The following is a 20,421-nucleotide window of genomic DNA, read 5'->3' on the forward strand; positions in this document are numbered from 1 at the left end:
TGGCAGTTCGATTCGGGTGGATGAAGGCAGGCATGGGCGCGGCGTCGCTCGCGCTGCTGGCTGCCTGCAACAACAGCCCGTTCCCGCGCGGCGCGGAGCGCGAGAACACGCTGTACATGGCGTTCGCCGAGCGCTCGCCGCGCTACCTGGACCCGACCTCGTCGTACACGGCGCCCGAGAGCACCTACGTCTACGAGATCAGCGAGCCGCCCTACGGCTACCACCCGCTGAAGCGGCCCTACACGCTGATCCCGCGCGCGGCGGCCGAGGTGGTCAAGCCCTATTTCCTGGACAAGCAGGGCCAGCGCCTGCCGGACGACGCGCCAGGCGACCAGATCGCCGAGGCGGTCTACGACATTCCCATCCGCCCCGGGCTGAAGTGGTCGCCGCATCCGGCCTTCGCGAAAGACGCGCGGGGCCAGTACCTCTACCACCGGCTCAAGCCCGGCGAGCTGGGCGACAGGCGCAGCCCCTTCGAGTTCAAGCAGCTGGCCACGCGCGAGGTGGTGGCGGAGGACTTCGTCTACGCGCTGAAGCGCCACGCCAATCCGCGCCTGGAGGCGCCGGTGGCGCCGGTGTTCTCGGAGCATGTGCTGGGGCTGAAGGACTACCTGGCCACCGTGAAGCGCGAGAGCGACAAGCAGCTGGCCGGCCTGCCGGAGAACCTGCCTGACAAGCCGTTTCTGGATCTGCGCCAGTGGCCGCTGGCCGGCGCCGTGGCGGTCAACGACCACCTGCTGCGCATCCGCCTGAAAGGCCGCTACCCGCAGTGGCAGTACTGGCTGGCCACCAACTTCACCGCGCCGGTGCCTTGGGAGGCCGATGCCTTCTATGCCCAGCCGGGCATGGCCGCCAATTCCATGAGCATGAACCGCTGGCCCGTGGGCACGGGCCCGTTCATGATGACCGAATACGTGCAGGACCGCCGGCACGTGATGAGCCGCAACCCCAACTACCGGCCCGACACCTATCCCTGCGAAGGCGAGCCAGGCGATGCCGAGGCGGGGCGGCTGGCCGACTGCGGCAAACCCGTGCCCTTCGTCGACAAGGTCGTCGCGATCAACGTGAAGGAGCGGGTGCCCATCAAGGAGTTGTTCAAGCAGGGCTACCTGGACCTGCCGGAGATGGACCGCGCGGACTGGGGCGTGAATCTGGCCGTGGACCGCGACGACTCCGACGAAGTCAAGGCCTTCTTCGAGCAGCGCGGCTTCCAACTGCCGATGACGGTGGACATCTCCAACTGGTACCTGGGCTTCAACTGGATGGACCCTGTCGTCGGCCAGGGCGACACGCCCGAGCAGCAAAAGCGCAACCGTGCGCTGCGCCAGGCCATCTCCATCGCCATCGACTGGGAGGAGGGCTATGGCCGCATCTTCCGCGACAAGGGCGGCGATGCGGCGCACGGGCCCATCCCGCCGGGCGTGTTCGGCGCCAAGGAGGGCCAGCCGGGCGAGTTCAACCCGGTGACGCACCGGCTCGTCCACGGCAAGGTCGAGCGCCGGCCGCTGGAAGACGCCTACAAGCTGATGGAGCAGGCCGGCTACCCCGGCGGTCGCGATGCGAAAACCGGCAAGCCGCTGGTGCTGAACTACGACTTCCAGCGTGTTGTCACGCCGGAACTGAAGGCCGAGAACGACTGGCTGATCCGCCAGTTCGCGAAGCTGGGCATACAGCTGGACATCCGCGCGACCGACTTCAACCAGTTCCAGGAAAAGATCCTGAAGGGCAAGCACCAGATCTTCTGGTGGGGCTGGTTTGCGGACTACCCCGATGCCGAGAATTTCCTGTTCCTGCTCTACGGCCCCAACAGCAAGAGCCAGCACGAGGGCGAGAACACGGCCAACTACCTGAACCCCGAGTTCGACCGGCTGTACCGCAAACTGCAGTCGCTGGAGGACGGCCCCGAGAAGGCCGACGTGATGGCCAAGATGAACGACATCGTCCGCCAGGACGCGCCCTGGGCCTGGGGCTACTGGAGCTATTCGGGACTGGCCTTCCAGCGCTGGGTGCACAACGGCAAGCCCGGCGTCGTGGTGCGGGACCGCGCGCGCTATCTGCGCGTTGACGCCGAAGATCGCACGCGCAGCATCGCCGCATGGAACGGGCCTGTCTGGTGGCCGCTGCTGGCTTTCGCCGTCGGTGGGCTGGCCATCTTCATCGGCACACGCCGCGCCTGGGCGAAGCGTGAAGCCGCCACGGCGCTCGGAGGATCGCGCTGATGCTGGGCTTCATCACGCGCCGCCTGGGTTATGGCCTGGCCATCCTCATCGGCGTCAACCTGTTCACCTTCTTCCTGTTCTTCTCGGTCAACACGCCGGATGACATGGCGCGGCTGAACATCGGCGGCAAGCGTGTCACGCAGGAGCAGATCGAGGTCTGGAAGCGCGAGCGCGGCTACGACAAGCCGCTGTACTTCGATGCCAGCAAGCAGGGCAGCGAGCAGTTCACGCACACCATCCTGTGGGAGCGATCGGTCAGCCTCTTTGCGCTGGACTTCGGCAAGAGCGACGCGCGCCAGGCGGTGAACATCGGCCATGAAGTGAAGGTGCGCATGGGCGTCAGCCTGCAGCTGGCGCTGCCGCTGTTCATGCTGCAGGTCATCGTCAGCGTCGCGTTCTCGCTGCTGCTGGTGTTCTTCCGGCACACGCGCATCGACTTCTGGGGCGTCGTGCTGTGCGTGCTGATGCTGTCCATCAGCAGCCTGTTCTACATCATCGTGGGCCAGTACCTGTTCGCCCGCGTGCTGAAGCTGGTGCCCATGAACGGCTTCGCGCCGGGGCTGGACGCGGTGCGCTTCCTGGCGCTGCCGATACTCTTGTCGCTGCTGGCGCGGCTGGGCGGCGAGGCGCGGCTGTACCGCGCGATGTTCCTGGAGGAGATGGGCAAGGACTATGTGCGTACCGCGCGCGCCAAGGGCCTGAGCGAAGGCCGCGTGCTGCGCCGCCATGTGCTGCGCAACGCGCTGATCCCCATCATCACCAGCGCCGGCAGCTACCTGCCCTATGTCTTCCTGGGCAGCCTGGTGTTCGAGAGCTTCTTCGGCATCCCGGGCCTGGGCGCCTTCGTCATCGAGGCCATCACGGGCCAGGACTTCGCCATCGTGCGGACCATGGTCTTCCTTGGCGCGCTGCTCTACATCGCCAGCAATGCGCTGATCGACATCGCCTACACGTGGGTTGATCCCAGAGTCCGACTCTCATGAAGTTCGTGCTGCTTTGGACCGATGTCGCGCTGTGGCTGATGGCTGCCGCCGTGGTGGCCTATGCGGTGCGCGTGCGCTCGCAGGCCCATCTGCGCGCCACCTGGGAGCGCGTGCTGCGCGACCCGGTCGCGGCGAGTGCGGGCGTCGTCATGGCGATGTTCCTGCTCGTCACGCTGGTGGACAGTCTGCATCTGCGCCGCGTGCTGCCCAGCACCGATGGCAGCGTCGTCTACGACACGCGCACGCTGTCGACGCTGGACCTGCTGCTGGAGCGGCAGATCGACATGCGCGAGGTGAGCTACTCGGTGCCGCTGGGCACGCATGGCTTCAGCAAGGAGAGCGCGACCGATGCGCAGGGTCAGGTCGTGCGCGAGTACCCGCGGCTGAAGTTCGGCGGCGCGCATCTGAGCGACCCGGCCACGCAATGGGGCGCCGACGTGGCCGGCCGCGTCGCCTCGGGCCTGGCCGGGGCCGGTATCTTCATCGGCCTGCTGATGGTGCTGACCGCCGCCGCTCTGGCCCGCCACCACGGCGGCTGGCGCCAGGCGCAGCGCGACCTGCTGGCCGACCGCACGCACTACCCGCTGCGCGCGATGCTGCTGACGCTGGCGGTCGTCGCGCTGCTGGTAGGCCCCACGCTGGCGCTGATGGGCCACTATCACGTGCTGGGCACCGACCGTACCGGCAACGACGTGCTGGTGCAGGCGCTGAAGAGCGTGCGCACGGCCTTCGTCATCGGCGCACTGTCCACGCTGGCCACGCTGCCGCTGGCGCTGCTGCTGGGCGTGCTGGCCGGCTACTACAAGGGCTGGGTGGACGAGGTCATCCAGTACGTCTACACGACGCTCAGCTCCGTGCCCAACGTGCTGCTGATCGCCGCCTGCGTGCTGATGGTGCAGGTGTTCCTCGACAAGAACCCCGAGCTGTTCGAGACGGCGGTGGAGCGCTCGGACCTGAAGATGTTGATGCTGTGCCTCATCCTCGGCCTGACCGGCTGGGCCGGCCTGTGCCGGCTGGTGCGCGCCGAGACGCTGAAGCTGCGCGAGCTGGACTACGTGCAGGCGGCCACCGCCTTTGGTGTGGGCGACCTGCGCATCATGGGCCGGCACATCCTGCCCAATGTGATGCACCTGGTGCTGATCACGGTCGTGCTGAGCTTCTCCGAGTTGATCCTGTACGAGGCCGTGCTGACCTATGTGGGCGTGGGCGTGGACCCGACCACCAGCAGCTTCGGCGGCATGATCAACCTGGCCCGCGCCGAGATGTCGCGCGATCCGGTCGTGTGGTGGAGCTTCGCGGCGGCCTTCGGCTTCATGGTGAGCCTGGTGCTGGCCGCCAACCTGTTTGCCGACGGCGTGCGTGACGCGTTCGACCCCAAGGCCCGCTCGACCCGGCCACGCATCTTCAGCAAGAAGAAGGCGGCAGAGCATGCTTGAGATCGCCGACCTGCAGGTGGAGCTGGACGCCGATGCCGGCCTGGTGCGCGCCATCGACCACATGCGCCTCACGCTGACGCGCGGCGAGACCTTCGCGCTGGTGGGCGAGAGCGGCTGCGGCAAGAGCATGACCGCGCTGGCACTGATGCGGCTGCTGCCCGAGAACGGCCGCGTGGCCGGCGGCGCGGTGAAGCTGGACGGCCGGGACCTGCTGGCGCTGCCCGAAAGCCGCATGCGCGAGGTGCGCGGCGGGCGGGTCTCGATGATCTTCCAGGAGCCGTCCACCAGCCTGAACCCGGTCATGCGCGTGGGCGACCAGATCGTGGAGGCCATTCAAGCGCACACCGCGCTGCGAGGCGCCGCAGCCCGCGCGAAGGCCGTCGACTGGCTGAAGCGCGTGGGCATTCCCGAGCCCGAGCGGCGCATCGACGACTATCCGTTCCGGCTGTCCGGCGGCCAGAAGCAGCGCGTGATGATCGCCATCGCGCTGGCGGCCGAGCCCGACTTCCTCGTCGCCGACGAACCCACCACCGCACTGGACGTGACCATCCAGGCGCAGATCCTGGACCTGATCCGCGACCTGCAGCGCGAGCGCCAGCTGGGCGTGCTGCTGATCACGCACGACCTTGCGGTTGTCAGCGGCATGGCGCACCGCGTGGCGCTGATGTATGCGGGGCAGATCATCGAGGTCGCGCCGGCGGCCGAGTTCTTCTCAACGCCTAAGCATCCCTACGCACGGCTGCTGCTGCAGGCGCTGCCGGACGCCGGCCGCCGCGGCGAGCCGCTGGCGGCCATTGCCGGCACGGTGCCGCCACTGTGGCTGGACTTCGCCGGCTGCCGCTTCGCGCCGCGCTGCGACAAGGCCATGTTGCATTGCGCCGGCACGCCTCCCCTGCTGACAGAGGAAGGCCCGCAGCACCAGGTGCGCTGCCTGCTCTACAGCCAGCCGGGCGAGGCGCTGCCGCGCGCGACTGCGCAACCCAAGGTTGAGCGGGCACAGGCGTCAGGGCAGGGCGCGCCGCTGCTGGACGTGCGCGACCTGCGCGTGCGCTTTCAGCTGAAGGCGCCGCTGTTCTCGCACGGCCTGCGCCATTTCGACGCGGTCGACGGCGTCAGCTACCAGCTGCATGCCGGCCGCACGCTGGCGCTGGTGGGCGAGTCTGGCTGCGGCAAGACCACGTCCGGCAAGGCCATCGTCCAGCTGCTGCGCCGCCAGGCGCAGATCAGCGGACAGGCGCTCTTTGATGGCCAGGATCTGTTCCAACTGCACGGCCCCGCGCTGGTCGAGGCGCGGCGCAGCGTGCAGATCATCTTCCAGGACCCGTTCGCATCGCTGAACCCGCGCATGCGCGTGGCCGATGTGCTGGAGGAGGGCCTGATCGCGCTTCGCCCTGAACTGGACGCTGGCCAGCGCCGCGAGCGGCTGCTGAACCTCGTCGACCAGGTGGGCCTGCGCCGCGACGCGCTGCAGCGCTGGCCGCACGAGTTCTCCGGCGGCCAGCGCCAGCGCATCGCCATCGCGCGCGCGCTAGCCGTGCAGCCGAAGCTGATCGTCTGTGATGAACCGACGTCGGCGCTGGATGTCTCCGTCCAGGCGCAGATCCTGAACCTGCTGCGCGAACTGCAGCGCGAGCAGGGTCTGGCCTACCTCTTCATCACGCACAACATCGGCGTCGTGGCGTACATCGCCGACGACATCGCGGTGATGCAGCGCGGCCGCATCGTGGAGCAGGGTGCCTGCGCCGACGTGTTGGGCCAGCCGCGCGAGGCCTACACCCGCACACTGCTAGCCGCAGTGCCGAGGCTGAACATTTCAGCAAGCTGAGCCGTCGCGCGGCGGCAACGGCCGGATTTACAGCCTAGGGGGCTGAAACCCTATGGAACTTCTTTTGAATCAAGGGTTTGCAACCGGTTTGTGAGTCCCTACGGGCATTCACGGAGCGGGTGCTTATGTTGCACCCGCACAAACTCCGCCACCCCTCAATCCGAGCGCACCGCTCGGCGCGAGGCCGACCCGAATCCCGGGTCAGTGCCGCCGCACCACCCGGCGGGACCCCATCTCAAAAGGAGTGCCCATGTTCAAGACCACCGCCATCAGCGGCGCCATCCTGGCCCTAGCCGCCAGCTCGGTTCTGGCCCAGGAAGCCCAGAAGCTGGAGCGCATCCAGATCACCGGTTCCAGCATCAAGCGCGTCGATTCCGAGACCGCGCTGCCGGTCACGGTCATTTCGCGCGAGGCCATCGAGAAGTCGGGCGCGACCAACGTCGAGGATGTGCTGCGCCGCGTGGCGGCGAACTCGGGCATGTTGTCCGACTCCACGCAAGGCGCCGGCTATGCCACCAGCAACGCCAACATGCGCAACCTGGGCGCCAACTCCACGCTGGTGCTGCTGAACGGCCGCCGCCTGGCCGGCCACCCCTTCGGCTCCATCGGCGGCTCGGTCGCGGTGGACTTGAACAGCATTCCCTTCGCGGCCATCGAGCGCATCGAAGTGCTGCGTGACGGCGCTTCGGCCGTTTACGGCACCGACGCCGTCGCCGGCGTCATCAACTTCATCACGCGCAAGGACTACACCAACGGCGAACTGACCGTCCGCTACGGCGCACCCGAGAAGGATGTGGGCGGCAAGGAGCATGGTGGCTCCATCGCCTTCGGCATGGGCAACCTCGACACCGACGGCTTCAACCTGCTCGTCACCGCCAACATCAAGGAACAGACGCGCCTGGAGGCGGTCAAGCAGGCGTGGTATGCGCGCCATGCGACGGAAGTTCCTGGCTCGGCGCCGCCGACGTCCTTCCGCGCCTATCCGGGCCGGTTGATGGACATCGGCATCAGTCCGGGCGCCTATACGAATCCGGGGCAGTCCATGGCTGCCTGCGACCCCATCAACACGGTCGTCCAAGTCGCCGGCAAGACGCCCAACGGCACCGACGACGTGAAGCGCTGCCGCGCCGTCTACGCGGCCATGCTGGACAACCTGCCGGACAGCACCAAGACCGACCTGTTTGCGCGCGGCACCTTCCGCATTGACGCCGACAACCAGTGGTTCATCGAGGCCTCGGCAGCCCGCAACCACACGACCGGCAGAGCGGCGCCCACGCCCATCGACGGCACCGCGATGAAGGTCACGGCCAACGGGTCATACCCGAGGGCGATGATGCCCATCACCAGCAAATACTTCCCGACCGCGCTGTTGACGCGCCTGGGCTATACGCCGGCCGACTATGTGACGGAAGTGAAAGATGGTGTGAGCTACACCGAAATTGCCTACCGCTCGCTGGACCGTGGCAACCGTGTCAGCGACAACACCAACGAACAGTTCCGCATGGTGGTCGGCGCCAACGGCCTGTTCTCGGGCTGGGACTACGACATCGGCCTGAACATCGCGCAGGCACGCGGCAAGCTGAACTACAGCGGCTACCTGCTGGAAGAACCCTTCCTGGCGGCGATGAGGGCCGGTATCGTCAACCCATTCGGCCCCAATGACGCCGCCGGCGTGGCTGCGCTGGATGCTGCATCGCTGGAAGGCACGGTGCGCCAGTCCAAGGGCACCACCATGGTGCTGGATGCCAAGGCCAGCCGTGAGCTGATGCCCATGGGCGGCGGCATGATGGCGTTGGCCGTCGGTATCGACCTGCGCAAAGAGAAGGCGGACGACAAGCCCACCCACCCCGAGTATTCCAAGGGCTCGCACATCGGCGGTGAAGGTTCCGTGCCGGCCACCTCGGCCAGCCGCAACATCTCGGCGGTCTACAGCGAACTGTCGCTGCCCTTCGCCAAGGGCCTGGAGGCGACCGTGGCCGCGCGCTACGACAAGTACAGCGATTTCGGTGGCAGCTTCAATCCGCGCGTGGCCATTCGCTTCCAGCCCAGCAAGGAAATGCTGTTCCGCGCCAGCGCTGGTACGGGCTTCCGCGCACCGACGCTGTGGGACGTGAACAGCCCTGTCTCCAACACCAACACCGCCGACCCGCAGGTGGATCCGGAATGCCCGCAGGCGCCTGATTCCGCGGGCAACCTGCCTGCGCTGTGCAACACGCAGTTCAACGTGCGCCTGTCCAGCGACAAGAACCTGAAGGCTGAAAAGAGCCGCCAGTTCGCGTTCGGCGCCGTGTTCGAGCCCATCCGCGACCTGAGCATCGCGCTGGACTACTGGAACATCGAGAAACGCGATCAGATCGGGCTCATCAGCGGCGACACGCTCATGGCCGAGCCGGGCCTGTACACCAAGTACAAGTCGCGCGTGAAGCGCTCGCCCACGGGCTTCATTGCCTACATCGAGACGCCGGTCGAGAACCTGGGCAAGCTGAAGACCTCTGGCATCGACATCGACATCCGCTCGGCCTTCCGTCTGGGCGACATGGGTCGTCTGGGTGTCGGCTTCTCGGCCACCCGCACGATGAAGTACGAGCTGCAGAACGGCCGTGACCTGCCGTTCACCGATTACCTGGGCAGGTCGCTGGGCGGTAACCCGCCGGTGCCGGACTGGCAGCACACGCTGTCCTTCGACTGGACGCTGGGTTCCTGGAACGTCGCGCTGGAGAACGTGTTCACCAAGGGCTGGCAGGAGTCGGCCGCCGTGGTCAACACCAACCTGGGCGTCGACGCGCCGTACAACGTGAAGGACACCAGCCGCTGGAACCTGGCCGTCACCTACAAGGGCATCAAGAACCTGCGCATGACGCTGGGCGCCCGTAACGCATTTGATCAGGATCCGCCGTTCGTCGCCTCGTCCAGCTACGGTTCGCATGCCGCGGGCTTCGCCGGTTCGTTCGCCGATCCGCGCGGTCGCTTCATCTACGGCTCGGTGACATATCAGTTCAAGTGATCTGAGGTGGCGCAGAAGGCCCGCCTTGGGCGGGCCTTTTTCGTAACTTAACGGTCAGATCGGCGAAGAAACGCGACGTAATCGCGCCTAAAAACGCTTCCATGAGGCCCGGGTTACCACCAAGGAGGGGGGTGAAACCACGGGGCTAAGATGCCGGGCGTGGCCAGGGTTTGGCCGGAGGTGTGGTTTGTGCACACCTGGTTCGTGGCGAAGAAACGCGTGCCCGACGGCGACTGCCACCGGGCAATTTTTTTGGCCGAACCACCTGTAAAGCTCGCTTTACATGCTCCGGCCGTCTGCGTGTTTTCAACGACTCTGGAACGCGGTTCCGCGATCTAGAATCCACGCCCTTCGGGAGCTAGTCGACGGCAGGAACGCAACTTCCGCCGTCCAAATGGCCGACTTCCTGAGAGTCATTGACTGTGATTTGTAGTTGCAAGAAGGAGCGCGCATGAATTTTGCGCAGGATGAGAAGCAGGGCGCGTCCCGGTTCACGGGCTTCGGTATCGTGGTCCTGATTCACGTTGTGGCCATTTGGGCGCTCGCCAGCGGCCTCGCCAAGGACATCGTGAAGAAGGTGACCGGCCCGATCGAAACCACGATCATCGAAGAGCAGGTCAAGCCGCCGCCGCCGCCCGAAAAGGTTGTGCCGCCCCCGCCGGACATCAAGGCGCCTCCGCCGCCTTTCGTGCCGCCGCCCGAGTTCCAGGTGACCGCACCGGCCCCGCCGGCCCCCGCGATCCAGTCCACCCAGGTGGCACCGCCGGCGACGGAGAACATCCGTCCGGCGCCGGCCCCGGTCCCGGCCGCGCCGCCGGCCCCGGCACCCCGCGTTGGTCCCAAGACCGCCGCGATGGTCTGCACGAAGATGGGCAAGCCCGAGATGCCGTCGGTCAACTGGAGTGGTGAAGCCCTGTACAAGGCGGTCGCCACGGTGAAGGCAGGCCGCGTGACGAGCGTGGAATTCACGTCGCTGCGTGGTGGTGTGGATCGCAAGGCCGCTCGGGCGCTGACGCAGGCCATCCAGCAGACGCTGCTCGACACTTATGAATGCCCCGGCGACCACGTCTTCGAGCAGGAGTTCCAGTTCAAGATCGAATAAGTCGCCCGTTTCGAATTCGGCACCGCGCCACGCGCGGTGCGTTCAAACCAAACATCAAACCAGAATTTTTCCGTAGGAGTTGACTCCATGATTTCTCGCATCACCGGCTTCCTTGCCGCCATCGCCATGGTTGCGACCCTGGCCGTCTCCCCCGCTCAGGCGCAAGACCAGCAGCCGGCTTCGGCTCCTGCCGCCGTTGAGGCTCCTGCTGCTGCCGCTCCGGCCGCCGCTGCCAGCGCCACCGACAACCCCTACAGCCTGGCCAACATCGTTGCCCACGGCAACGTGGTCGACCAGGTCGTGCTGGCCATCCTGGCCATCATGTCCATGGGTTCCTGGTACATCCTGGTCGTCCGCCTGTGGGACACCAGCAAGCTGCAATCGGAAGCCAAGGAAGTCCGCGCCTCCTTCTTCAAGAAGGCCAGCCTGGCTGACGGCGTGAAGGGCCTGAAGGAAGAAAGCGCATTCCGCTACATCGCTTCCACCGCCATCGAGGCTTCGGAACACCATGAAGGCGCGCTGACCGAGAACATCGACCACAGCACCTGGGTGACGATGAACGTTGACCGTGCCGTCAACGAAGTCAACTCCAAGATCTCCGCCGGCCTGGGCTTCCTGGCAACCGTCGGTTCGACCTCTCCCTTCATCGGCCTGTTCGGTACCGTGTGGGGCATTCTGAACGCGCTGACCGCCATCGGTGTTGCCGGCCAGGCTTCCATCGACAAGGTTGCCGGCCCCGTGGGCGCCGCGCTGATCATGACCGCCATCGGTCTGGTCGTCGCCGTTCCGGCCGTGCTGGGCTACAACTGGCTGGTCAATCGCAACAAGACCGTCATGGCTCAAGTCCGCGCCTTCGCGTCCGACCTGCACGGCGTGCTGATGGGCAACCGCGCTGTCGCCAAGCGCTAATCCCTGAGCTGCCGCTCGTAAAGGAGCCAATGCCATGGGCATGAACGTCGGATCCTCTTCCGGCGAGGACGAAGTCAATGCAACCATCAACACCACGCCCCTCGTGGACGTGATGTTGGTGATGCTGATCATCTTCCTCATCACCGTCCCGGTGGTGACACAGACGATTGCGGTCAACCTGCCAAAGGAGACCAACATCATCCGCGTCACCAAGCCGGAGAACATCGAACTCTCGGTCAGCAAGGACGGCGACGTCTACTGGAACACAAAGCTGGTTCCCGACATGGAGGAGCTGGTTCAGCGCCTCGGCAAGGAATCGGTCAAGAACCCGCAGCCCGAAGTGCACGTCCGCGGCGACGACAAGTCTCGTTACGAGTCGGTCGGCCGTGTGATCTACGCAGCGCAACGCGCCGGCATCATGAAGGTCAACTTCGTGACCGAGCCGCCGTCGCGTGGCGGTTGATCCCAGGAGTCAAACATGGGAATGAATGTTGGAAGTTCGTCGGGCAGCGGTGACCCCGAAGTCATGATGGACGTCAATACGACGCCGCTGATCGACGTGATGCTGGTGCTGCTGGTGATGCTGATCATCACCATCCCGATCCAGCTGCACACGATCAACCTGGACATGCCGCCGCCGAGCAATAACCCGCCGACCGAGCCGCCCGTGGTGCACACGGTGCTGATCGACTTCGACGGCACGGTGTACTGGGACGAAACCGCGCTGCCCAACATCGACGCGGTCAACGCGAAGATGCAGGAAATCGGCGCGAAGAACCTCGGCGAACAGCCCGAGGTCCACATCAAGCCGAACAAGCTGGTGGACTACGGCGTCGTTGCAGCGGTCATGGCTTCGGCCCAGCGCAACAACGTCAAGAAGATGGGCATGGTTGGTAACGAGCAATACGTCAAGTGACGTGGGCTCGGGTCAGCTGACGCCGATACTTTGAGGCGCGCTGTCCGCAAGGGCGGCGCGCTTTTGCTTTGCAGGAGAGCAAGTTGAAGACTTTGAAAACCGTGGTGGCCGTCGCCGTTGGCGCATTGGCCCTGACCCTGAATGGCGCACCCGGTGCTGAGTTCGGCTTCAGCCGGGCCAGCGCCCAGGAAAGCGTCCGCAAGGAAGTCGGCGCGCCGCTGACCGAGGCCAGCAAGCTCTACAAGGCTGGCAAGTTCAAGGACGCGCTGGCGAAGCTGCGTGATGCCGAAGCTGTCGGTGGCCGCACCCCCGCCGAGAACAACGCCATCGAAGGCCTGCGTTTCTCCGCTGCCATGGGCGCCGGTGATGCCGACGTGATGTCCCGTTCGTTCGACGTGCTGAAGGGTCTGGGCAGGCTGTCGCAGGCCCAGCAGTTCCAGTACATGGAAGCCATCGCTGGCACCTACCTGCGTGCCAACAATGCGGCCAAGGCGCTGGAATGGGCCAACAAGTACTTCGCGGCCGGCGGCACCAGCGCGACGGTCAAGCAGGTGCAGCAGACAGCCCAGTTCAAGTCGGGTGACGTGACGGCGTTCCTGAAGGACACGCTGGCCGAGGTCCAGGCCGATGAGAAGGCCGGTCGCGCGCCGGCAAAGGAAAAGCTCACCAATCTGCTTTGGGCAGCGCAGAAGAAGGGCGATCCGAACGCGGAAGCGCTCGCGACCGAGAAGCTGCTGAACTACTACCCCGATCCCAAGCTGTGGGCTCAGATCCTCGGCGGCCTGCCGGAGAAGAAGAGTTTCGACAACAACCGCTTCCAGCTGGACCTCTACCGTCTGCGCCTGGCCACGGGCAATATGCGCGAGGCCAACGACTACATGGAGATGGCCCAGCTGGCCGCCCAGGCCGGCTACCCGGCCGAGGGCAAGCAGGTCGTGGAGAAGGGCTTTGCGGCCAACGTGCTGGGTCAAGGCGCCGAAGGTGCCCGCCACAAGCGTCTGGCCGACCTGATGGTCAAGAAGATCGGCGAGGCCAAGGCCAATGCTGCGGCCGCCGAGAAGGCGGCCGACGAAGCCAAGGACGGCAACGAGTTCGTCAAGCTGGGCCTGGCCAATGCCTTCAGCGGCGAGGCCAAGAAGGGCGTCGGCCAGATCGAGCAAGGTATCGCCAAGGGCAACCTGAAGCGCCCCGAGGACGCCAAGCTCTACCTGGGCATGGCGTACCAGCTGGCCGGCGATCACGCCAAGGCCACGGCGGCCTGGCGTTCCGTCAAGGGCACGGACGGCGCCGCCGACCTCGCCCGCCTGTGGATCATCCAGTCCCGCAAGCGCTGATCGACCCGGCGACGAGCCAAACAGAAAGGGCCTGGTGCGAACCAGGCCCTTTTTTCTTGTCGCGGATGACTGTCTTGGTTCGGGGCGAGCACCGGGCCGCTCCCAAGCCGGCCCGCCGGGCGATGTGCTTGCGGTTCAACGCCGCAAGCATCGCCGTCCCCTCGGGGGACCGACCAGACCTGTCCGCGTTCAGCGGTACAGGGCTGGGCGAGGGGCTCACTACTTCGGCGCCATGCGGATCGCGCCATCCAGCCGAATGACTTCGCCGTTCAGCATGTCGTTCGTGATGATCTGGTGGACCAGCTTGGCGTAGTCGTCCGGGCGGCCCAGGCGGCTCGGGAAGGGCACGCTGGCGGCCAGCGCGTCCTGCACCTCCTGCGGCATGCCGAACAGCATGGGCGTGCCGAAGATGCCCGGCGCGATGGTCATGTTGCGGATGCCGTTGCGGGCCAGGTCGCGCGCGATGGGCAGCGTCATGCCCGCCACGCCGGCCTTGGAGGCCGAGTAGGCCGCCTGGCCGATCTGCCCATCGAAGGCGGCGACCGACGCGGTTGAGACCAGCACGCCGCGTTCGCCGGTGCTTTCCGGCTCGTTCTTCGCCATGGCTTCCGCGGCGAGGCGGATCATGTTGAAGGTGCCGATCAGGTTCACGGTGATGGTCTTGGCGAAGCTGGCCAGCGGATGTGCGCCATCCTTGCCCACCGTCTTGATCGCCGGTGCGATGCCGGCGCAGTTGACCAACCCCATCAGCTTGCCGAGGCCAGTGGCGGCCGCGACGGCGGCCTGGCCGTCGGCCTCCTGGCTGACGTCGCACTTGACGAACACACCGCCGAGTTCGGCGGCGATCTGCTGGCCGCGCTCGACCTGCAGGTCCGCGATGACGACCTTGCCGCCGTGGGCAGCCAGCATGCGGGCCGTGCCTTCGCCGAGGCCCGAGGCGCCGCCGGTGACGATGAACACCTTGTCTGCGATTTCCATGGTGAGGATCTCCTGGGTGAGGGGAAGGTTGAACAAGCCCCTCGCGGCCTGCGCATCCCGGCTGCGGGCGCATCGCGGCGTTGCAAATGCTCGCCATGGCAGCCGCCATGGCTGTGCTTTGCGCCTTGCGCTGCATCCCGCACCCGGGCGCGCATGCCCGCAGGGGCTCGTTCAGCCTTCCCGGTTGACGTAAGCGTCAATTGTCGGCCACAAAAAAGCCGCGGGGCTCGCGCCGCGCGGCTTGTCTGGAGGCCGGGCAATCAGGCCAGTGCGGCCAGCGCCTTGCGCGTGATGTCGTCGACCGAGCCCATGCCTTCGATGCGGCGGTACTTGGGCGCGCTGGCATCGCCGGTGGCGGCCCATTGCGAGTAGTAGTCGACCAGCGGACGGGTCTGCGCGGAGTAGACGTCCAGGCGCTTCTTGACAGTCTCTTCCTTGTCGTCGTCGCGCTGCACCAGCGGTTCGCCGGTCTCGTCGTCCTTGCCTTCAACCTTGGGCGGGTTGAACTTGACGTGGTAGGTGCGGCCCGAGGCCGGGTGCGAGCGACGGCCGCTCATGCGCTCGATGATGGCGTCGAAGGGCACGTCGATCTCGAGCACGAAGTCCAGCTTCACGCCGGCGGCCTTCATCGCGTCGGCCTGCGGGATGGTGCGGGGGAAACCGTCGAACAGGAAGCCGCCGGCGCAGTCGGGCTGGGCGATGCGTTCCTTGACCAGCGCGATGATCAGGTCGTCGCTCACCAGGCCGCCGGACTTCATCACGGCGTCCGCCTTCTGACCCAGCTCGGTGCCGGCCTTGACGGCGGCGCGCAGCATGTCGCCGGTCGAAATCTGCGGGATGCCGAATTGCTTGCAGATGAAGGCAGCCTGGGTGCCTTTGCCGGCGCCAGGGGCGCCCAGAAGGATCAATCGCATGGGTCTCCTCGTCCTATTCGCGCTTGAAGAGGACGGTTGAAAAGTCCCGCTTCGGTCAGCGGCGGAGTATCGCACGTGGGCTTTCTGGGGCCTGACGTGCAGAGGGGCCGTCAGCCGGCGATCAGGCGCCTGACGCGCTCCAGATCCTCGGGCGTGTCGACGCCCGGCCCCGGCAGCTGGGCGCTCACATGCACCGCGATGCGCTCGCCGTGCCACAGCACGCGCAACTGCTCCAGCGACTCGATCTGCTCCAGCGGGCTGACCGCCAGCGTCGGGAAGCGGCGCAGGAAGCCGGCGCGGTAGGCATACAGGCCCACATGGCGCAGCGCCTGGTTGGGCTGGCCCGCGCCGTCGCGCCACCAGGCGATGGGCGCACGCGAGAAATACAGCGCCCGGCCGGCCTTGTCGGTGACCAGCTTGACGACGTTGGGGTTCGCAAACTCGGAAGGATCGGTCAACGCGTGGGCCACGGTGGCCATCACGCAGTCGGGCTGGGCTGCGAGCGTCCCGGCGCAGGCGTCGATCATGGCCGGCGCGATCAGCGGCTCATCGCCCTGCACGTTGACGACGGCGGCATCGTCTGTGAGCCCCAATTGCTCGACGGCCTCGGCCAGCCGGTCGCTGCCGGAGGGATGGTCGGCGCGCGTCATCAGCGCCCGCACGCCGTGCGCCGCACAGGCGGCGGCCACTTCGGGGGCGTCGGTCGCGACGACGATCTGGCTCGCGCCGGACTGCGCGGCGCGCTGCGCGACGCGCACGATCATCGGCAGGCCGGCGATGTCCGCCAGCGGCTTGTTGGGCAGCCGGGTGGATGCCAGCCGCGCCGGGATGATGACGGCGAAGCCCATCAGCGCGTCACTCGGCCAGCGGCGCCGGAGCGCTCGCGGTGTCGGGGTCCCAGGGCTTGGCTTCGCTCTCCAGCATCAGCGGAATGCCGTCGCGGATCGGGAAGGCCAGGCGGTCGGCGCGGCAGGCCAGCGCTGGCTCGTCGCCGCGCAGCAAGGTCAGCGGCGACTTGCACAGCGGGCAGACCAGCATTTCGATCAGGCGTGAGTCCATCAGAGCAGAGTGAGTCTTGTCAGTTGAGCGTCGAAGGCCGCCTCGAAGGCCGCACCGGGCGCAAAGTCTAGCGTCACGACCCAGACGGGCGTGCTTCCCACGCGTTCGGGCGGCAGCTTGACGGCGTCCTTCTCGGTCAGCAGCACGCCCGCCGCATCGGTGGGCCAGGGCAGGTCGCTGAAGTCGGCATGGTCGGGCAGTGGCAACAGCGCGAAGGCCAGGCCCTGGGCGGTCAGCATGTCGAAGAAGCGCTGCGGGCGCGCCAGGCCGGCGCAGGCGAGCAGACCCGGCCGGCCGCGCAGCGCATGCAGCGTGTCCAGCGTGGCGGGCTGGCCGGCCCACCAGCCCGCCAGGTTCACCGCGCCCACGAGCCGGCGCTGGGCGACGAAGCCGGGCAGCGGTGTGCTGGGCGCCGGCGCGTTGTAGACCACCAGCTGGTCGCCCTGCAGCGCGGCAGGCGGCTGGCGCAGCGGGCCGGCCGGCAGCAAGCGGCCGTTGCCCAGGCCACGCTCGTCGAACACCAGCAGGCTCAAGCTGCGGGGCAGGCGCCAGTGCTGCAGGCCGTCGTCGCTGACGAGCAGGTCCAGCTCGGGATGGGCCGTCAGCAGTGCGCGTGCGGCCGCCACGCGGTCGCGGCCCACGGCCACCGGCACCTGGCCGCGCAGGTGGATGAGCAGCGGCTCGTCGCCAGCCTCGCGGGCGGTCGAGGCGCGCGTAATCAGGTGGACGCCATCGCCCTCGCGGCCGTAGCCGCGCGACACGACGCCGGTGCGCAGACCGCGCGCCCTCAACAGCTCCAGCAGCGCCAGCGTCGTGGGCGTCTTGCCGGCGCCGCCGACGATCCAGTTGCCGACGACGATGACCGGCACGGGCAGCGTCGCGGTGCGCTTGAGCCTGAGGCGGTAGGCGAGGGCGCGCAGCGCCAGCAGCCCGCGGTACAGCCAGCTCAGCGGCAGCAGCGCGGCGGACAGCGGTCCGCCAGTGAGCCACTCCCTTTGCAGCCGATCAGCGAGCGTCGGTCTGCGCGGCGAAGGTGACACGCGTCAGGCCCACGCGGCGCGCGGCGTCCATCACGTTGATGACGGCCTGGTGCGGCGTGGCGGCGTCGGCCGAGATGATGACCGACGCCTCGGCGTTGCCGCCCGAGGCCTGGCGCAGCGCGCCGATCAGGATGTCGACCGAACGGCCTTCCACGGCCTGCTTGTTGATGACGAAGCGGCCGTCGGCTGCGATTCCCACGATGACCTCCTGTGGCCGGTCCTTCAGCTTCTCCGCGTCGGCCGACGGCAGCGTGATCTGCAGTTCGGTGAACTTGGAGTAGGTGGTCGACAGCATCAGGAAGATCAGGATCACCAGCAGCACGTCGATGAACGGGATCAGGTTGATCTCCGGCGGCTCGCTGTGCGGGGAGCGGAACTTCATGTCGCCGTCCTCAAGCCGTGTAGCGGCGCAGCTGGCCCATCAGGCGGTCGGCCGCGGCTTCCAGTTCCAGCACATATTCCTCGATACGGCCGCGGAAGTAGCGGTGGAACATCAGCGCGGGGATCGCGATCATCAGGCCGAAGGCCGTGTTGTAGAGCGCGATGGAGATGCCGTGCGCCAGCTGGGCCGGGTTGTTGCCGCCGGGCGCCTGGCTGCCGAAGATCTCGATCATGCCCACCACGGTGCCCATCAGGCCCAGCAGCGGCGCAGCCGTCGCGATGGTGCCCAGCGTGTTCATGTAGCGCTCCATGCGGTGCACCGCACGGCGGCCGGCGAACTCGAACACCATTCGCAGCTTGCCTTCGGGCATCTGTGGCTCGGCGGTGACGGCGCGCAGGCCTGAGGCCAGCACCTCACCCAGCAGCGAGTTCTCGGCCAGCCGGTCCACCATCTCGGGGCTGGGCAGTTGCTGCAGGCTGACGCTCATCACGTCGTCCAGCAGGCGCTTGGGCAGGATGCGGCTGGCGCGCAGGCTGGACAGCCTTTCGATGATCAGGGCCAGGGCCACCACGGAGCACAGGAGCAAGGGCCAGATCGGCCAACCGGCGGCTTGTATGATGGAAAACAAGGGCGTCCCCGTCGAAGAAGCGTCGAAAAAGGCGGCCGCTGGCGGCCGGGAAAGTGCGCAGGATTATGACCTCAGGCCCGGCCCCCGCCGCGACTGTCAGGCGCCCGAGAAAGCGTTCCCACAATCCACCGCTGCTGTGGACAACTTTGTGGGCAACAAGGGGGCGCAGCCCGCCAGAGGCCGTCAAATCAAGGCCTTGGACAACTTGCCTCCAATTTGAGCAGCGGAAATCGAATTGAAAAACAAGGCCTTATGTGCTCATGACGGCGCCGTGACAGGCGAGATGAGCCGGAATCGCCCGCCAGCCCAGCATTGGCGCGGCTGTGGACTTCCCGGCCCGCGCCGGCATTGGGTTTGCGCGTGATTGAGGGCCGCGAAGCCGCATCAAATCGGCGTGTCTGGGGCGTGGCCGGTCTCGTCGAGGCCGTGGCGCAGAGCCTGGCCGAGCGTTTCTCGGTGGTCGTCGTGGGCGGCGAGATCGTCGGCTTTACGCGCGCGGCCAGCGGGCATTGCTATTTCACGCTGAAGGATGCCGACGGCCTGGCCGCCAGCCTGCGTTGCGCGATGTTCCGCCGCGCGGCGGCCATGCTGGACTTCAGCCCGGCCGACGGTGCGCTGGTGGAGCTGCGCGGCCGGGTGGCCGTCTACGAGCCGCGCGGCGAGCTGCAATTCGTCGTGGAGGCGATGCGTCGCGCGGGTGCGGGCACGCTGTACGAGCAGTTCCTGAAGCTGCGCGCCCGGCTGGCGGCAGAAGGCCTGTTCGATGAGGACGCCAAGCGGCCGCTACCCGCCCACCCGCGCCGCATCGGTGTCATCACCTCCACGGCCGGCGCTGCGCTTCACGACGTGCTGACCGCGCTGGCGCGCCGCGCGCCGCAGGTGGAGGTGGTGGTCTACCCCAGCCCGGTGCAGGGTGCCGACTCGCCGCCGGCGCTGGTCAACGCGCTGCGGCTGGCCAACGAGCGCGCCGAGGTGGACGTGCTGCTGCTGGTGCGCGGCGGCGGCTCGCTGGAGGACTTGTGGGCCTTCAATGACGAGCGCGTGGTGCGGGCCGTGGCCATGTCGAGCCTGCCGGTCGTCTGCGGCGTGGGCCACGAGATCGATGTGACGCTCTGCGACCTGGCCGCCGACCTGCGCGCGCCCACGCCCACCGCCGCGGCCGAACTGGCTGCGCCGTCGCGCGAAGCCTTGCTGCAGCAGCTGGCCAGCCTGGAGCGCAGCCTGCTGAGGTGTCTGGACCACCGGCTGCAGACCACCGCCCAACGACTGGACCGCCTCGCGCTGCGGCTGTCGCGCCCCAGCGACGCGCTGGCCCGCCAGCGCCGCCTGCTGGACCTGCTGGCCCAGCGCGCCGCGGCGGCGCCAGGGCGGCGCGTCGAACTGCAGCGTCAGCGGCTGGACCATCTCGCGCCCCGCCCCGGCCGCGCGCTGGCCGACACGCTGCGCCGCCAGACCGCGCGCCTGGACGCCTTGCAGGCCCGCCTGCAGGCGCTGGACCCGCAGCACGTGCTGGCGCGCGGCTATGCCTGGCTGGACGACGGGCAGGGCGGGGCGATCACCTCCGTGCACACACTGCTGCCCGGCCACGAGGTGCGCGCCGTGCTGGCCGACGGCAGCGCCGACTTGCGCGTTTTGGGGGTACTGCCTTCGCCGCAAGGGTGATCCCCGCTCCCTACAATCCGACGCCATTCC

General features: G+C 67.4%; 19 protein-coding genes. 12 read left to right on the forward strand and 7 right to left on the reverse strand.

All coding sequences use genetic code 11. From position 1 onward, the window contains the following. The first annotated feature begins 20 nt into the window (after positions 1-20). The 10 genes from J2X21_RS05245 (at position 21) to J2X21_RS05290 (ending at position 13,728) form a co-directional block, all read left to right on the forward strand. Entirely contained in the window at positions 21-2,219 is a 2,199-nt protein-coding gene (locus tag J2X21_RS05245; protein ID WP_310325787.1) for an ABC transporter substrate-binding protein, read from the forward strand. Next, positions 2,219-3,202: an ABC transporter permease gene (locus J2X21_RS05250; protein ID WP_310325789.1), complete on the forward strand. Its 984-nt coding sequence runs from the start codon at positions 2,219-2,221 to the stop codon at positions 3,200-3,202. The genes J2X21_RS05245 and J2X21_RS05250 overlap by 1 nt, the downstream gene beginning before the upstream one ends. Further along, positions 3,199-4,638, forward strand: coding sequence for an ABC transporter permease (locus tag J2X21_RS05255; RefSeq protein ID WP_310325791.1), 1,440 nt, complete (start codon positions 3,199-3,201; stop codon positions 4,636-4,638). The genes J2X21_RS05250 and J2X21_RS05255 overlap by 4 nt, the downstream gene beginning before the upstream one ends. After that, on the forward strand, positions 4,631-6,463 hold the full coding sequence (locus tag J2X21_RS05260; protein WP_310325793.1) for an ABC transporter ATP-binding protein: 1,833 nt from the start codon (positions 4,631-4,633) through the stop codon (positions 6,461-6,463). Before J2X21_RS05255 ends, J2X21_RS05260 begins: the two co-directional genes overlap by 8 nt. Positions 6,464-6,713: 250 nt before the next feature. Beyond that, positions 6,714-9,467 carry a TonB-dependent receptor plug domain-containing protein gene (locus tag J2X21_RS05265; protein ID WP_310325796.1) on the forward strand — a complete coding sequence of 918 codons (2,754 nt, stop codon included), beginning with the start codon at positions 6,714-6,716 and terminating at the stop codon, positions 9,465-9,467. A gap of 451 nt (positions 9,468-9,918) precedes the next feature. Then, positions 9,919-10,569, forward strand: a complete 651-nt coding sequence (locus J2X21_RS05270) for an ABC transporter substrate-binding protein (RefSeq protein ID WP_310325798.1) — start codon at positions 9,919-9,921, stop codon at positions 10,567-10,569. 87 nt (positions 10,570-10,656) lie between these two features. Continuing rightward, a complete protein-coding gene (locus J2X21_RS05275) occupies positions 10,657-11,478 on the forward strand; it encodes a MotA/TolQ/ExbB proton channel family protein (protein WP_310325800.1) in 822 nt (273 codons plus the stop codon). 34 nt (positions 11,479-11,512) lie between these two features. Continuing rightward, complete coding sequence (locus J2X21_RS05280; RefSeq protein ID WP_310325802.1) at positions 11,513-11,941, forward strand: ExbD/TolR family protein; 429 nt, start codon at positions 11,513-11,515, stop codon at positions 11,939-11,941. Between the two features lie 15 nt (positions 11,942-11,956). After that, positions 11,957-12,394, forward strand: a complete 438-nt coding sequence (locus J2X21_RS05285) for an ExbD/TolR family protein (RefSeq protein ID WP_310325807.1) — start codon at positions 11,957-11,959, stop codon at positions 12,392-12,394. Positions 12,395-12,477: 83 nt separating this feature from the next. After that, a complete protein-coding gene (locus J2X21_RS05290) occupies positions 12,478-13,728 on the forward strand; it encodes a hypothetical protein (protein ID WP_310325810.1) in 1,251 nt (416 codons plus the stop codon). Between the two features lie 219 nt (positions 13,729-13,947). Here J2X21_RS05290 and J2X21_RS05295 read toward each other — a convergent pair whose 3' ends face one another. The 7 genes from J2X21_RS05295 to J2X21_RS05325 all read right to left on the reverse strand — a co-directional run bounded on the left by J2X21_RS05295 (position 13,948) and on the right by J2X21_RS05325 (position 18,729). Then, positions 13,948-14,706 carry a 3-hydroxyacyl-CoA dehydrogenase gene (locus tag J2X21_RS05295; protein ID WP_310325813.1) on the reverse strand — a complete coding sequence of 253 codons (759 nt, stop codon included), beginning with the start codon at positions 14,704-14,706 and terminating at the stop codon, positions 13,948-13,950. A 260-nt stretch (positions 14,707-14,966) separates the two neighbouring features. After that, positions 14,967-15,620 carry an adenylate kinase gene (gene adk / locus J2X21_RS05300; protein ID WP_310325816.1) on the reverse strand — a complete coding sequence of 218 codons (654 nt, stop codon included), beginning with the start codon at positions 15,618-15,620 and terminating at the stop codon, positions 14,967-14,969. 110 nt (positions 15,621-15,730) lie between these two features. Next, a complete protein-coding gene (gene kdsB / locus J2X21_RS05305) occupies positions 15,731-16,468 on the reverse strand; it encodes a 3-deoxy-manno-octulosonate cytidylyltransferase (protein ID WP_310325819.1) in 738 nt (245 codons plus the stop codon). Between the two features lie 7 nt (positions 16,469-16,475). Further along, entirely contained in the window at positions 16,476-16,679 is a 204-nt protein-coding gene (locus tag J2X21_RS05310; RefSeq protein ID WP_310325821.1) for a Trm112 family protein, read from the reverse strand. Then, complete coding sequence (lpxK, locus tag J2X21_RS05315; RefSeq protein WP_310325823.1) at positions 16,679-17,719, reverse strand: tetraacyldisaccharide 4'-kinase; 1,041 nt, start codon at positions 17,717-17,719, stop codon at positions 16,679-16,681. Before lpxK ends, J2X21_RS05310 begins: the two co-directional genes overlap by 1 nt. Beyond that, positions 17,685-18,101 (reverse strand): ExbD/TolR family protein, encoded by a 417-nt coding sequence (locus tag J2X21_RS05320; protein WP_310325826.1) that lies wholly within the window; start codon positions 18,099-18,101, stop codon positions 17,685-17,687. Before J2X21_RS05320 ends, lpxK begins: the two co-directional genes overlap by 35 nt. A gap of 10 nt (positions 18,102-18,111) precedes the next feature. Then, a complete protein-coding gene (locus J2X21_RS05325) occupies positions 18,112-18,729 on the reverse strand; it encodes a MotA/TolQ/ExbB proton channel family protein (protein WP_310325829.1) in 618 nt (205 codons plus the stop codon). Here J2X21_RS05325 and J2X21_RS05330 point away from each other — a divergent pair. Continuing rightward, positions 18,716-18,949: a hypothetical protein gene (locus tag J2X21_RS05330; protein WP_310325832.1), complete on the forward strand. Its 234-nt coding sequence runs from the start codon at positions 18,716-18,718 to the stop codon at positions 18,947-18,949. The genes J2X21_RS05325 and J2X21_RS05330 overlap by 14 nt on opposite strands. Positions 18,950-19,089: 140 nt before the next feature. Further along, complete coding sequence (xseA, locus tag J2X21_RS05335; RefSeq protein WP_310325833.1) at positions 19,090-20,391, forward strand: exodeoxyribonuclease VII large subunit; 1,302 nt, start codon at positions 19,090-19,092, stop codon at positions 20,389-20,391. Positions 20,392-20,421 lie beyond the last annotated feature (30 nt).

The sequence above is a fragment of the Roseateles asaccharophilus genome (assembly GCF_031458115.1).
Lineage (GTDB): Bacteria > Pseudomonadota > Gammaproteobacteria > Burkholderiales > Burkholderiaceae_C > Pelomonas > Pelomonas asaccharophilus_A.

Excerpts from the sequence above, each read along its gene's own strand:
- J2X21_RS05255 (WP_310325791.1), top strand. The coding sequence starts at position 3,199 with ATGAAGTTCGTGCTGCTTTGGACCGATGTCGCGCTGTGGCTGATGGCT.
- J2X21_RS05265 (WP_310325796.1), top strand. The coding sequence starts at position 6,714 with ATGTTCAAGACCACCGCCATCAGCGGCGCCATCCTGGCCCTAGCCGCC.
- J2X21_RS05245 (WP_310325787.1), top strand. The coding sequence starts at position 21 with ATGAAGGCAGGCATGGGCGCGGCGTCGCTCGCGCTGCTGGCTGCCTGC.
- J2X21_RS05330 (WP_310325832.1), top strand. The coding sequence starts at position 18,716 with ATGATGGAAAACAAGGGCGTCCCCGTCGAAGAAGCGTCGAAAAAGGCG.
- J2X21_RS05310 (WP_310325821.1), bottom strand. The coding sequence starts at position 16,679 with ATGGACTCACGCCTGATCGAAATGCTGGTCTGCCCGCTGTGCAAGTCG.
- J2X21_RS05275 (WP_310325800.1), top strand. The coding sequence starts at position 10,657 with ATGATTTCTCGCATCACCGGCTTCCTTGCCGCCATCGCCATGGTTGCG.
- J2X21_RS05270 (WP_310325798.1), top strand. The coding sequence starts at position 9,919 with ATGAATTTTGCGCAGGATGAGAAGCAGGGCGCGTCCCGGTTCACGGGC.
- kdsB (WP_310325819.1), bottom strand. The coding sequence starts at position 16,468 with ATGGGCTTCGCCGTCATCATCCCGGCGCGGCTGGCATCCACCCGGCTG.
- adk (WP_310325816.1), bottom strand. The coding sequence starts at position 15,620 with ATGCGATTGATCCTTCTGGGCGCCCCTGGCGCCGGCAAAGGCACCCAG.
- J2X21_RS05295 (WP_310325813.1), bottom strand. The coding sequence starts at position 14,706 with ATGGAAATCGCAGACAAGGTGTTCATCGTCACCGGCGGCGCCTCGGGC.
- J2X21_RS05260 (WP_310325793.1), top strand. The coding sequence starts at position 4,631 with ATGCTTGAGATCGCCGACCTGCAGGTGGAGCTGGACGCCGATGCCGGC.
- J2X21_RS05320 (WP_310325826.1), bottom strand. The coding sequence starts at position 18,101 with ATGAAGTTCCGCTCCCCGCACAGCGAGCCGCCGGAGATCAACCTGATC.
- J2X21_RS05285 (WP_310325807.1), top strand. The coding sequence starts at position 11,957 with ATGGGAATGAATGTTGGAAGTTCGTCGGGCAGCGGTGACCCCGAAGTC.
- J2X21_RS05280 (WP_310325802.1), top strand. The coding sequence starts at position 11,513 with ATGGGCATGAACGTCGGATCCTCTTCCGGCGAGGACGAAGTCAATGCA.
- J2X21_RS05250 (WP_310325789.1), top strand. The coding sequence starts at position 2,219 with ATGCTGGGCTTCATCACGCGCCGCCTGGGTTATGGCCTGGCCATCCTC.